This is a genomic window from Falsigemmobacter faecalis (assembly GCF_003863335.1).
Classification (GTDB): domain Bacteria; phylum Pseudomonadota; class Alphaproteobacteria; order Rhodobacterales; family Rhodobacteraceae; genus Wagnerdoeblera; species Wagnerdoeblera faecalis.
Window position 1 is genome coordinate 1 of the sequence record NZ_RRAZ01000053.1, and the last position, 13546, is coordinate 13546.

At 65.7% G+C, this 13546-nt stretch carries 9 protein-coding genes and 1 pseudogene; 6 read left to right on the forward strand and 4 right to left on the reverse strand.

The annotated features are described in order from the left end of the window. Nucleotides 1–45: 45 nt before the first annotated feature. Nucleotides 46–174 (forward strand): annotated as a pseudogene (locus tag EG244_RS21600) (IS481 family transposase); the annotation flags it as partial. Between the two features lie 111 nt (nt 175–285). Here EG244_RS21600 and EG244_RS19130 read toward each other — a convergent pair. Next, on the reverse strand, nt 286–1179 hold the full coding sequence (locus EG244_RS19130; RefSeq protein ID WP_124966759.1) for an aldose 1-epimerase family protein: 894 nt from the start codon (nt 1177–1179) through the stop codon (nt 286–288). A 191-nt stretch (nt 1180–1370) separates the two neighbouring features. Between EG244_RS19130 and EG244_RS19135 the strand changes: the two genes are divergently transcribed. Beyond that, a complete protein-coding gene (locus EG244_RS19135; RefSeq protein ID WP_124966760.1) occupies nt 1371–2813 on the forward strand; it encodes an amidase in 1443 nt (480 codons plus the stop codon). Between the two features lie 96 nt (nt 2814–2909). Here EG244_RS19135 and EG244_RS19140 read toward each other — a convergent pair whose 3' ends face one another. Beyond that, nucleotides 2910–3404 carry a hypothetical protein gene (locus EG244_RS19140; protein ID WP_124966761.1) on the reverse strand — a complete coding sequence of 165 codons (495 nt, stop codon included), beginning with the start codon at nt 3402–3404 and terminating at the stop codon, nt 2910–2912. Beyond that, nucleotides 3397–4107 (reverse strand): helix-turn-helix transcriptional regulator, encoded by a 711-nt coding sequence (locus EG244_RS21165; RefSeq protein ID WP_233589079.1) that lies wholly within the window; start codon nt 4105–4107, stop codon nt 3397–3399. Before EG244_RS21165 ends, EG244_RS19140 begins: the two co-directional genes overlap by 8 nt. A gap of 594 nt (nt 4108–4701) precedes the next feature. Between EG244_RS21165 and EG244_RS19150 the strand changes: the two genes are divergently transcribed. The 4 genes from EG244_RS19150 to EG244_RS19165 all read left to right on the forward strand — a co-directional run bounded on the left by EG244_RS19150 (nt 4702) and on the right by EG244_RS19165 (nt 12908). Further along, nucleotides 4702–6819, forward strand: a complete 2118-nt coding sequence (locus EG244_RS19150) for a hypothetical protein (protein ID WP_124966762.1) — start codon at nt 4702–4704, stop codon at nt 6817–6819. Nucleotides 6820–6893: 74 nt separating this feature from the next. Further along, nucleotides 6894–8915, forward strand: coding sequence for a hypothetical protein (locus EG244_RS19155; RefSeq protein WP_124966763.1), 2022 nt, complete (start codon nt 6894–6896; stop codon nt 8913–8915). A 327-nt stretch (nt 8916–9242) separates the two neighbouring features. Beyond that, entirely contained in the window at nt 9243–11588 is a 2346-nt protein-coding gene (locus EG244_RS19160) for a type I secretion system permease/ATPase (RefSeq protein ID WP_124966764.1), read from the forward strand. Next, nucleotides 11589–12908: an HlyD family type I secretion periplasmic adaptor subunit gene (locus EG244_RS19165; protein WP_124966765.1), complete on the forward strand. Its 1320-nt coding sequence runs from the start codon at nt 11589–11591 to the stop codon at nt 12906–12908. 8 nt (nt 12909–12916) lie between these two features. Here the strand turns inward: EG244_RS19165 and EG244_RS19170 are convergent, their stop codons facing one another. Beyond that, nucleotides 12917–13270, reverse strand: a complete 354-nt coding sequence (locus tag EG244_RS19170) for a hypothetical protein (RefSeq protein WP_124966766.1) — start codon at nt 13268–13270, stop codon at nt 12917–12919. Between the last annotated feature and the right edge of the window lie 276 nt (nt 13271–13546).

The window sequence follows — 13546 nt, forward strand, 5'->3', positions numbered from 1 at the left end:
ATGATTTTTCGCTACCGCAAGCAATTTAGTAGGTCCTGAGCCTAGAACTTCGCGCGCAGGTTCAAGACCCTCGGTGGCCTCAGCCCTTACGAATACATCTGCAAGATCCGGACATCAGAGCCTGACAGATTCATCCTAAACCCGATCCACCAAATACCGGGACTGAACACCTAAGCCCCCCGCCCCGGCAGGGTGACGCCTCTGAGGGGCCCTGGAGCGCAGAACGCTTCGGCCTGTCGCCGGGCCCCTGCCCACCCTGCGTGTCGGGTGTGCCTTAGAAGGCGCTCAGCGCCCCATAGCCCCTCTCCCGGCGTCGAAATCCTGAAGGTCGATGTGAACCGCAAAACCTGCGGTTTCGCCGGGTTGCAGAGTGATCGTCCCCGGGCGGTCCTCAAGGGCTGCACCGCCATCCGTCCAGGCCGCCGCGCCATGCCAGGGCTCAATGCAGAGGAAGGGCGCGCCCGGCCTGGTCCAAAAGGCGATGAGGGGCAGGTTCTCAAACCGAAATCTCAGCTGCGGCCCGGTCTCGGGGCCATAGCTCAGCGCCTCACCCGCGCCTTCCGAAAAGACCAGGGCGTCATTGCGGAAAAGATCCGCCTCCAGCGCCAGCCGCCCCTGCGTGAAGGGTGAGGCGGTCCTGTCGCGCCGCAAAAGCCCCCCGCTCAGCGGGTTTTGCAGCGGCTCTGCGCCAGTCCCGAGGTTGATCACATGCGGCGCGCCCTCTGCCCCCGGCAGCGGCCATTGAAAGGCCGGGTGAAAGCCCAGACCAAAGGGCAGCGCGCGGGCATCGGTGTTCAGGACTTCGGCCCCGATGCTCAACCCCTCAGCCGTCAGGCGATGCTCAATGCGCAGGCGAAAGCGGCGCGGGTAAGCCGCAAGCGTCGCATCCGAGGCGGTCAGCTCATGCAGCACATGGTGCTCAGCCGCTTCGATCACCCGAAAGGTCTGACGGCGCGCAAATCCATGCTGTGCCATGACCACGGGCTCTCCCGCGACGGTCAGGTGATCGTCCTTTGCCCGTCCCACAATGGGAAACAGCACCGGAGAGCGCCCCGACCACCACTGCGGATCGCCCTGCCACAAAAGCTCTGCCCCGTCGCCGCCCCGCAGGCTTTGCAATTCTGCGCCCGTGTCATGGATGACGGCACGGCGTCCGAACCCTGAAATCTGATGCATCATCCTGCCCGTCCCTTTTCGCTGCGCTGTCATGGGGTGTAGCTTTTGCACAGCCTCGGGCAAAGTCCGGAAAGTGCCGTAAAGGATGCGCAGGATCTGGCAGCAGATGCGCACACGCGCCCTCAGGCTTTGACACGCCCTGCCCCCCGTGACAGCCTGCGCGAAAGACATAAAAGCAGGGGCGGGGATCTGAGATGACTGCGATTGAGGTGCCGGATCTGTGCCGGTTGAACGCGACGGAACTGCTGGCCATGATGGGCCGCAAAGAGGTCTCCGCGGCGGAGCTGATGGCGCAGACGCTGGCCCATATCGGGCGGGTTAATCCGGCGGTGACCGCCATCGTCTCGCTGCGCGGTGAAGAGGCGCTGATGGCCGAGGCCCGCGCCGCCGATGAGGCCCGCGCCCGCGGCGAGACCTGCGGCGCGCTCCATGGCCTGCCCATGGCGGTCAAGGATCTCGCTTTCACCAAAGGGCTGCGCACCACCTTCGGCTCGCCGCTGTTCGCGGATCTGGTGCCCGGGACCGATGCGATCTTTGTCGAGCGGATGCGCCGGGAGGGCGCGATCTTCACCGCCAAGACCAATGTGCCGGAATTTGGCTATGGCTCAAACTCTTACAACCCGATCTTCGGGCTGACGCGCAATGCCTGGGACCCCTCCCGCGTGGGCGGCGGCTCCAGCGGCGGCGCGGGTGTGGGCCTGGCGCTGCGGATGCTCTCGGTGGCGGATGGCTCAGATATGGGCGGCTCGCTGCGCAATCCGGCGGCCTGGAACAATGTCTATGGCTTTCGCCCGAGCCAGGGCCGGGTGCCCTCTGACGGGCTTGATCCCTTCTATGGGCAGATGGCCACGGACGGGCCGATGGGCCGCTCGGCCGCCGATCTGGCGCTGCTGTTGTCGGTGCAGTCGGGCTATGATCCGCGCGCGCCGCTGTCGCTTGATGCGCCCGTCAGCGCGGCCGCGCCCGAGCCGCTGGATCCCAAAGGCCTGCGCTTTGGCTGGCTCGGCGATTACCAGGGCCAGCTTCCCTTTGAGGACGGCGTGCTGGAGCTGACCGGGGCCGCCGCGGCGCTCTGGGCTGATGCCGGGGCCCTGGTCGAGCCGGTCACCGCGCGCTATGATATGGCGCAGGTCTGGACCTCCTGGACGCGGCTGCGCCAGCAATCGATCGGCGGGCGCCATGATGCGCAGTGGCGCGACCCGGCGCAGCGCGCGCTGCTCAAGCCCGAGGCGCAATGGGAGATCACGCAGAGCCACCAGCTGAGCGGGCTTGATCTTTACAACGCCGCCCTGGCGCGCGGGGCCTGGTATCGCCATCTGATGGGCCTCTTTCAGCAATATGATTTCCTGCTGCTGCCCGCGGCCCAGGTCTTTCCCTTCGCCGCAGAGACGCCCTGGCCGAAAGAGGTCGCCGGGCGGAAAATGGACAGCTATCACCGCTGGATGGAGGTGGTTGCAGGCGCGACCCTTGCGGGTTGCCCCTCGGTCAGCGTGCCCGCAGGCTTCAGCGCAGAGGGCCTGCCCATGGGGCTGCAGATCATGGCCGCCCCCCGCCAGGACGAAAAACTGCTGCGGGCCGTGGCCTCCTGGGACCGCATCTGCCCCTGGCTCGACCGCCTGCCGCCCATGCTGCGCTGAGCCTGTGAACCGGGGCCCAGGCCAGGCCTGCCTGCCCAGGCGATGGGCAAGGAAACTGGCACATCCCCGCCCGCAGGGCACTTTCCTTTCAGGGTCTTACAACGGAAAATTCTGGCTGCGGATCAGCTGCCAGAGCGTCTGGTTGAGCTGCGACAGCGAGGCGATCACCTCCCGAAGGTCGCGCACTGCCGCCTCATCCAGCGGCTGGCGGCGGCCAAGCTTTACCTCGCTGCCGCGATCCGCGATCCGCATCTGAATGGTGCTGATCGCGCCTTCCTCCAGATCAAAGGCATAGATGGCGTGGTTGTAGAAATTCCGCTCCCCTGACAGCCGCGCGAGACGCCGCGTGGCCTCCAGCACCAGATCGCGCTGTGCGGGCGGCGTGAAGGGGCTTTTGGCCAGCCGCTCTACCAGATCAATCCGCGCGCGGGTGGTATTGAGCGTCAGATAGACCAGCAGCGCGCGGTCTTTGTCACAGCCCAGCAGCCCCGCGATGATATGCACCAGCAGGCTCTCGGTATTGGTCCAGACATAGGTCAGATGACCAATCTCCAGCAGTGCCGCGCGAAACTCTGCATCCGGATCACTCATCCTGGCCTCCGGCGGTCCGGCTGCGGGGGCCGTGGTACCACTGCGCCGCCTCGGTGCGGTTGGTGGCCCCGAGCTTGGAGATGATGTTATGGATATGCAGCTTGACTGTATGCTCACTGAGCTGCAGCCGCCGCGCGATGAGTTTGTTGCGCTGCCCCGCGGCGACCAGAGCCAGCACCTCCGCCTCTCTCGGGGTCAGGCGGATCTGCGTCAGATCCGGGGGCGCACTGCGGGGGGAAGGCGCGGGTAGCTGCGGCGGCGCGGGACGCACCAGATCGCGCGGCAGCACCTCATCCCCCGCCAGCAGAATGCGCAGCAGTGCCACGAAGGAGCTGATCGGCATTCGCAGCGGCAGAAAACAGATGTTGCGCGCCGCCTCACCCGTGCCCTCGGAGGCCAGAAGCCTGCGCGCCAGATCCGCATCGCGATAGGCATGAACCAGCGTCGCACAGCGCCCCCAGGTCGCGCCGGCAAGGATCTGCGCGGCGATGCTGTCTTCAAAGATTACCGTGCAATTCGACCGCAGATCGCCCAGCGTTTCAAAATGCCTCGGGTCACAGCGCATGAGGCCGGCGTCCTCAATCTCAGTGCCGATCAGGCTCAGAAGCTGGGGGGGGAAGGTCAGGGCGCCACCGAAAAACAACAACAGTCGTTCCGACCGCGCTGCCATCTGTTCGATGGCATCACGAAAAACCTCTGCCATAAACGCACCCGTCAGTTCGTTACAAAACCGGGGAGGCCCCGGGCCACCCCGCAACAGAAAAAATCGCCCGAACCGCAGTGCGTCTGATCGGGTGTCCCGGGCAGAAGCGCTGCAATCACAGGTATTTGCACCCCTGTGACTATAGTCCAAACCGGGTTAATCCGGAATAGTCCCTTTGATCTGGTCCGAGGGGGGACGCGGGTGAATAACCGCTGCACAAGGGTGTAGCGCGGAAATCCGCCGAAGGCCTCCGGCCGAAGGGAAATTCAGTCCCCGGCAGGCATAAGCCCGGTGGCGGCGGGGTCTAATCCCTCCGGGCAGCTAGGTGCGGGGGCGCTCCTCATGGCAGTGTTATCCGGCCGGCTTCGGGGAATTTCCCCCCGCCGGTCCCGATCAGACCCGCTGCCGGACGGATGTCAGCGCAGACGACCCTTTGGGTGGTCCGCGTGCGAAGAGGCTTTGCTTTTCGCCACCCCCCGCCCCCGCAGCCATGGTCCCGGGTCATCCGCCCTGCGACCGGCCGCCTTGGAAATGACTGGCGGAGTATGCGGGGTATTTCGCGGCCCGGTGTGGTCGCATCCCAGGGAGGCAGAAATGTCTAAATCCAAAGGCTCCGGCAACAATCATTTCATGTTTGATGATCTGCACGTCGATGAGGTGACGACCGGTCCGGTCGATGTGGATATCGCAAAGGCAGATATCGATGCCAATGTGAACACCCCCACCGCCACCACGACCACCACAACCGACACGGATGTCACCGGTGAGCAGCAACAGCAGCAGCAACAACAGCAGCAGCAGCATCAAAACACCACCGGCACCAATACCGCCCACAATGACAACGGCAATGACATCGATGTTGTGGTCGATTTTGGCGAAGGGGAATGGGTGCCGCGCGACGATGACAATATTGACTTCGACATGCGCGACAACGCCACGATGAATGATTTCTTCGTGGCCGGGGGGGATATCGACCCCGGTGATGATTTCTCGCTCGACAATGTGCTGAACAATTCGCTGAACAGCGGCGGCATGGCGACCGGGGTGATCAATGCGCAGAACGCGACCCTGATCGACAATGATACGCTGACGAACCCAAGCGTGGCCAATAACGACCACTTTGAGTTCAACGGCAGCGCCTCGGGCGGCTTTGCCAAGGCGGCAGAGGGCATCTCGAATGCCTCCGGCGGCGGCAACGGCGGCGGTGAGGGTCACGCGAACGGCGGGGCCGCTTCGGGCGGCTTTGCAATGGGCGGCATGGCCGGCGCCGGCGACGGCACGGGCGCGGCCGCCGGTGACGGCAATGCGACCGGCGGCGACGGCGGCGATATTGCGGCGGATTCCTATGCCGAAGGCTCAGGCCGCGGCAATGCCGGCACCAGCAACAGCGGCGGCACCGGACACGGTGGCAGCGCGGGGGCTGAGAATGCCAGCAGCAATTCCGCCAGCACCTCCTCGAGCACCAGCGGTTCGGCTGGCGCGGGCGGCGGGGCGACGGCGGATGGTGACGGCAACGGCACTTCCACCGCAGGTTCCGCAGGCATGGCCGCCGGGGCAACCGGTGGTGCTGCAGGCTCCAGCGCGATCGGTGCGGGCTCCGGGCCTTCGGGTGCCAGCTCGGGTGCGGGTGGCGGCGACAGCGGCAGTGCCGCTGCGGATGGCACCGGAACCGGGCTTGGTCTGGGTCTGTCGGGCGCGCTTGCAGGTGGCGGCGCGGGCGGTGGGGCCAATGGTCAGGGCTGGGGAGCCGGTCAGGGCAATGGCAGCGGCACCTCTGGTGCGGATACCTCCGGCAACGGCGCCTCTTCGGGCGCAGGGGCTATGACCATGGCGTTTGGCCTGCTGGCGGAAGCCATGGGCGATGCGACCAACGGCGACACCGGGGCGACGCAGACGGGGGGCACCTCGACGGCAGGCGGCACCGGAACGGGAACCGGCACCGGTGCGGGGTCTGCAGGCGGTGGTGACGGCGGCGCAGGCTCTGCGGCGGGTGGCGATGTGGATGCCGGTTCTTCCGGCACGGGCAGCGGCACGGCGGCCAGCGGTGCAGGCGGCGCGGGCAGGGCCTCGGCGGCCAATACCGGCGACGGCACCGGCAGCGGCACTTCCGGTGATGCCGCCGGTGGGGCTGCAGGCAATGCCGCCGACAGCGCGGCGGACAGTGCCGCCAGCGGCTCCGGCATGGCGGATGCAGCCGGCGGTGCAGGCGGCTATGCCGATGTCTTCACCCAGCACGATGTGACGGGTGCCGCAGATGGCCTTGCTGAGGCGATTGCGGGCTATGGCGCGGGCGGTGCGGGCAGCGGTGATGCCAGCAATACCGCCACCGGCAGCGCGGTCTCGGGTCTTGAGATCGGCGCAGGCGGCGTGGGCGGCATGGCGATGGGCATGGGCGGCGCCGGCGGTGCGGGCACCGGCGGTATGGCTCTGGGCGGCGCGGCTGATATTGGCGATGCGCTTGGCGGCATGGGCGGCTCGGTCACCAATGGGGCGGGCGGCGCAGGCGGCAACGGCGGAAGCTGGGGCTCTGGCAATGGCGACGATGGCTATGTCACGGGCGAATCCTACGCCTCGGCAGCCGCCTCGCTCAGCACCTCGGCCTTCAACCAGAGCATCGTGATGGGCGCGAATATCCTTGGCAATACCGTGGATATGACCGTCGTCGGCGGCTCGATCACCTCGACCATGGTCGGGGATGACGATCTCTCCTGATCTTTGTGCAGCACATGGGCGGGGCCGCTGCGGCCCCGCCCCCCTTTCACTTACTTCGCGAAATTGAGTGCCCCATGCCCGCCGACTGGATTTCACAAACCATCGCCCATTTCATCGGATCCATGCATCCGGGTATCGAGGGTGCCAGAGCGCGGGAGATCTATGACCGCTTCCAGCGCTCTGAGGATGCGCCTGAGCCGGGCGAAACTAACCCGGAAGCCACGCTTCGGCTGGCTGCCCCGCATCAGCTGCAGGGGTTTGATCCTGGCATCACAGGGGCCGTACTCCCCGATTTCCTCAGCAAAACGGAGGTCACGATCGACCCCGTGCCGCTGCTGCCCGTGGACAAAGTCCGCCTGCCCCGCATGGAGCAGGAGCTACGCGACACCCCGGCCGTGCCGCCCCTGCGGCTCCCGGTGCCGGGCGAGCCGCTGATCCCCTTTCCCGCGCAGATCGCCACCGTGACCTGGCAACAGCTGCGGCTGAACGACAACGACATCCTGATCAGCGGTGAAGGCCCCTCGATCTTCGGCCCCTCGCAGGCGGCTGAGGTCTTCGACGCCCTGCGTGAGCAGGCCACGGCCCTCTCGCTTCCCGTCGTTGCGGGGCTTCCGGCGCTGCATCTGGCGTTTTTGTCGGTCGAAGACAGCCTCAGCCTGACCCTGAGTGTGAAAGCCCTCGAAGACATCCCCGCTGACAGCGGCGTTCAAAGCCTGCGCCATGTCTTTGTGGCCGGGGCCGAGACCGAAACGCTGAGCACAGAGGTCATTCTGAGCAACCACACCGCCGTCGGGGCCCTGCCTCTGCTGCGCGAGCTTGCCTCGGACAGCTGGCAGGAAATCTTCGGCTGGGACGAGGAAACCGAAGAGGACCCGGCAGCAGAGGAACCCGACCCCTGGGGCGGCCTTCCGGCCCCTGCCGGGCTGCCACCTGAGGGGCATCACCTCTCCACCGGCGGCAATCTTGCCAGCAATGAAGCCATCATCGTCACCAACGGGCCCGATGCCACGCTGATGGTGGTGGGCGGCAATATGATCCGGCTGGATCTCATCTCTCAGACCGCCGTGCTGCAGACCTCCGGCAGCCCCGGCGGTGACGGCAGCCGCCTGATCAATGCCGCTCAGATGGAGCGCGGCTTCATTGCCACTGAAGATCTGGCCGCAGCGGTTGGCCCGATGCTGCCCACCGGACAGGTGCCGTCCAACTGGCATCTCGTGCGGCTGGAGGGGGATCTGACCTTCGTAAACCGCATTGAACAGCATATTTTTGCAACCGACTTTGACCATTTCGAAGCCGTTCTGACCGCGCAGTCGAGCCAGATTGTGATGGGCGAGAACTACCTCACCAATCTCACCACGATTGAGGCCTTCAGCAGCCATTACGACATCATCATCATCGCAGGCGATATGGTCTCGATGAACCTTATTGAGCAGATCGCCGTGCTTTATGACGCCGATCTGCTGGCAGGCTGGGGCCTTGCGGCGGTTGAGGGCGGCGGAAATCTGCTCTTCAACAGTGCCAAAATCTCTCATGCCTCCATGGATCAGGCGCTGGCCATGACCGAAGGCATGGCGGGCGGGCTCGATGCTTTGGCGGATGGCGGCAGCCTCGCGGCGCAGGCCCTGTCGGGCATGGCATATTTCGGCGATGCGCCCGTCTCGGTGCTTTATGTCACCGGGGATTTCATCGAGCAGAATATCATTCGACAGGTCACACATCTGGGTGACAGCGATCAGCTGGCACTCGCCCGGACAGAGGTCGGCTCCCTTATGTCCGGGCCCGGCATGACGGTGGAGAGCGGCGGCAACCTGCTCGTCAATGCCGCCGCCATCATTGATCTGGGCCGTGACAGTCAGATCATGGTGGCGGGAGAGACCTATAGCGATGCCATAATTTATCAGGCCGGACTGCTGGATGGCGCGGCCCCGCCCGCGGGCGTTCTGCTGCCCCCGACAGGCGATCTGACCGCCGCCGCTGTGGCCTTTCTGAGCGGTGCTGCGGGCGAGGCCTCCGACAGCCTTCATGAAGGCGGACAAGAGGCGCTTGCCGCGCTGCCCCCTCCGTCCCCCGAAGAGATGTCGCTGTTTCTGGTCTGAGTGCAGGCCGTGCAGGAAGGAAGCGGAAGGAGAGCGCCCGTGCCGGATTTCCCCCCAGTCAGGACACTTTCGCCACGCGCCGATCCCCCCCGCCCGGTTGCGCCGCTTCTGCTGCAAAACCGCGTGTTGCCTGAGCGGACTTCGGGATCTGCAGCCGCAGGCCTGGTGCCGGTTTCCGATCCACAGGCTGCGCCCCGCCACAGGGTGCAGCTCCGCCGCGCCCTGTCTTTTGATGCGGGGTCGGCTCAGCCGCTTCGGACAGCCCCCGGCTCTGACTGGCAACCGCCTGACTGCAGCCGTCCGCCAGCCTCCGCAGATCCGGCACCAATGGCGGCATCTGCCGAGGGCAGAACCACGGTTCTGCTGCGAACCCTGCAGCGCACCGCAGAGGCGCTGCTTCCGGCAGATCCACGGCCGCCTGTGGCGGCTCCGGCCCCTTCCCCCCGCGGACAGCCCGCTGATGCCGCCGCAGGTTCGGGGCACGAAGCGGCAGGGGTCGCCGCAATCGGCACGACATCCGGGCCCGCAGCTCTCGCCCCTGCGGCAGCCTCTGCCCCGCACGAAGGCGAGGGGGCCGTCCTGCGGGCGGGTGCCGCGGCACCCCGCGCGGGCGAGGGCAGCCTGGCCCCGCCGCCCGAGGGCACGTCCCTGACCGATGGAGCCGGGCGTTCAGGTCAGGGCGCAGCGCAGATCCCCGCCGCTGAGACCCTCCCTCCGCATCCCTCCGCAGAGCCGCCGGGGCCACAGGCAGAGCCATCGCCGATCCCGCCGTCTGCGCGGTCAACGCCCGCCACAGACCCTGCGCCGGAGCGGGCAGAGGCCCGCGCGCCAGGCGCCGAGGGGCTGCAGGCGCCCATAACGGGCACCTCCGGGCCAATACTGCGGCGCGCGGACGGCCCGTCACAAAGCGGCGGTGGCGGCGGGGATGACGGAACCACCGGCCGCTTTCACCGCCGGAGCGAGCCTGAAAACCACGGCGCGCTCCTGCGGCGCAGCCAGAGGGCGCTGCAGGGCAATCTGGTGCTGGTCATGGGGCTGACCTTTGCAACCAACCTGTTGATCCTTGCTATCCCGATCTATCTTTTCCAGATCTCGGACCGGGTGCTGACCAGCCGCTCGGTGGACACCCTTTTGATGCTCACCATCGTGATTGTCGGCGCGGTGATCCTGCAGGCCGTCCTTGATGCCATCCGCCGCTTTATCCTGATGCGCAGCGCGGTGGGCCTGGTGGTCGGCCTCGGTGCCCCGGTGCTGAGTGCTGCGGCCCATGCCTCGCTCGGCGGCTCCGGCAAAGAGTATCAGACCCTCGGCGATCTGCAGCAGCTGCGCGGCTTTCTGGTCTCGGGCACGCTGCTTGCCTTCCTTGATGTGCCCTTCGCGCCTTTGTTTGTCCTGATGATTTTCTGGGTCCATCCGGATCTGGGCTGGATCGTTATGGTCACGGCCGCCTCGCTTGCGGTGGTGGCCTTTGTGAACCAGAAGGTCACTTCCGCGCCCTTTGCTTTTGCCACCGCCGCACAGTCGCGCGCCAATCTGCATCTCGATTCCATGTCGCGGAACTCGCAGGTGATCAATGCCATGGCGATGATCCCTGAGGCGGTCGCGATCTGGGGCCGCGATACGGCACAGTCGCTGATCGGGCAGATCCGGGCGCAGGACCGCAATATACTCTCGGCCGCCGTCTCCCGCGCGATCCGGCTTCTGGCCCAGGTCATCATGCTGGGCTGGGGCGCCTGGCTGGCGCTGCAGGGCGAGATTACCGGCGGCATGGTGATCGCGTCGTCGATCATCGCGGGTCGGGCGCTGACCCCGATTGAGGGCGCGATTGAGGGCTGGCATGTCTTTTCGCTGTCGCGCGCGGCTTATGGCCGGGTCGAAAAGCTTCTTCTGAATTCGCGGGCGCAATTTGAGCGCCTGGTGCTGCCGCGCCCGCAGGGAAGGCTGGATGTTGAGCGGCTGCTTTACGTACCGGGCGGCACCAAACATGTGGTGCTGAACGGGATCTCTTTCACGCTGCAGCCCGGGGACACCCTTGCGGTCATCGGCAATTCCGGCGCGGGCAAGACGACGCTGGGCAAGATGCTGGTGGGCTCCATCCTGCCCACCTCGGGGAATGTGCGGCTGGATCTGATGGATCTGCGCAACTGGGATCCAAGGCAGCTGGGCGAAAACATCGGCTATCTGCCCCAGGATGTGCAGCTGTTTCCCGGCACCATCAAAGAAAACATCGCCCGGATGCGCAGTGATGCCAGTGACGCGCAGATCTGGCAGGCGGCGGTGCTGGCGGATGTGCATGACATGATTGCCAGCCTGCCGCAGGGCTATGAGACCATGGTCGCCGCCGATGGCGCCCCGCTGTCGGGCGGCCAAAAACAGCGCATTGCGCTGGCGCGGGCTTTCTTTGGCAATCCGACCTTTCTGGTGCTCGATGAGCCGAACTCCAACCTCGATGTGGCGGGGGATGCGGCGCTGGCACGGGCCGTTGAGCATGCGCGGCGCGAAAAGATCACCATGGTTGTCATCACGCAAAAGCCCGCGCTTTTGAACTCTGTCGATAAGATTATGCTGCTTAATCAAGGCAATATCGCACTTTTTGGCGAACGTTCGCAGGTGCTGGCAAAACTTTCGGGCCAGGCGGCGCCCCAGGCCCCTGCCCTGCGTCAGGAGGGATAGATGAGCCGGGTGGAATGGTACAGCGAAGTCCCTTTCGGCGTCGCGCGCCACGCGCTTGCAGGCTTCGGGCTGATGGTGCTTTGCATCGGTGGCTTTGGCTGGTGGGCCTTTCAGGCGCCGCTCGCGGCCGCCGTCATCAGCGCGGGCAGCTTTGTGGCCACCGGCCAGAACCAGATTGTGCAGCACCTTGAGGGCGGCATCATCCAGAGCTTTGAGGTGCGTGAGGGCGATGAGGTGAAGGCGGGACAGATTCTTCTGCGCCTCGATGAAACCGCCGCCCGCGCGACGCGGCGCGAGCTTTATCTGCGCAGCATCCGCCTGCAGGCGATCCAGGCACGGCTTCTGGCCAGCGCCTCGGAGGCCGGGGAGCTGGTCTACCCCGCAGCGCTGACGGGTCTGGACGATGATCCTGAAATCGCGGCCAGCCTCCAGGCGCAGTTTCCGGCTTTTCTGGCCCAGAAGACCAGCCTCAGCAATGACATCGGCCAGGTCGAGCGCAATATTGAGGCGCTTCTCGCCCGCCGCCGCGGCTATACGCGTCAGATTGAGAGCTACAGCCAGATCAGCTCGATCTTTGCGGCGGAGCTGAAGGACAAAGAGGCGCTTTTCACCCGCGGGCTGACGGCACGGGACACGGTGACCGTGCTGCAGCGCGCCGCCCTTGATGCCAGCGGTCAGCTGGGACGGCTGGAAGCCGAGATCGAAGAGATCGACCGCATGAATGAGAAATACGCCACCCAGATTGATGCGGTGCGCGACAAATACCGCGAGGCCACGCTGACCGAGCTGCAATCCGTTGAGGCCGAGCTGGAAAGCGTGCGCGAAAACATCCGCAAGGCCGAAAAGGTGCTGGAGCGGACCGAGTTACGCGCGCCGGTCACCGGAACGGTGGTGCGGCTGCATTATCACACGCCGGGCGGGGTGATTGAGCCGGGCCGGGTGATTGCCGAACTTCTGCCCGCTGATGCGCCGCTGATTGCGGAAAGCTACGTTCAGCGCAATGACATCGACGCCGTGCGGGCCGGTCAGCCCGCCGCGGTACGGCTGGTGGGTCTTAATCAACGCACGACGCCGATCCTGGAGGGGCGGGTGGATTATGTCTCGGCGGATGCCGTGTCGCAGACGGCAGGCTCAACCTCGCGCGAGGTCTATGTTGTGCGCGTCTCGCTTGATCCGCGGGAACTGGCGCGGCTGCCGCATGTCACGCTGAAATCCGGTATGCCGGTCGAGATCATGATCCGCACCGAAGAGCGCAGTTTCGCGCAATATATCATCCGCCCCGTGCTCGACAGTATGAACCGCGCCTTCCGCGAGCAGTGAGGCCTGACTTACGGCCCGTCCCGCGCGCGGTCTTTGCCGTGCGCTGCCGAGATCCCGCGCAACTCAGCCAGCCGGCGGTCGTGATTGCGCCCCGGCCCTCCGCGTCGTCGCGCCGAAGGCCACAAAGGGCCGGAGCGGCAGCACAAAAATGCCACCCGCCAGCTCTGCGCAAAATCATGCAAAATGAGGTTCACCACGCTATCTGCCACGCCCGCGAAAACCGCCAGCATCAGCAGGAGAAAAACTGCGGGAGCGTCATTGGATGTCACCGGAAAAGCCCGCACGCCCGGCACAAGAGCAAGCCCGCTCCGCGCCAGGCAGATCAGATCATTGACGTAAAATGTGGCAGGCAGCAGGCGCATGCAGGGGTCTCCAGGGGCATGCAGACAGCCTTCGGTTGCGTTTGTCAGCGCTGATGCGGGGTTCTGGCAACTCAGAGACAGATCGGCGCCTGTGCAGACCCGAGCCCTCTGGCGCGCTTTCCTCTCACCCCCTTGATTTCGGCCCCGGATCCCAGGCAGGACGGAGGGAGGTGAGGCGGTTGATGACGGCACAGCCGGGTGCCACCTCTCCGGAGAGAGACTGCGAGGATGTGAGGTGATCCCCATCTCTTGGACAGGATGTGGCGCTTTTTAAGC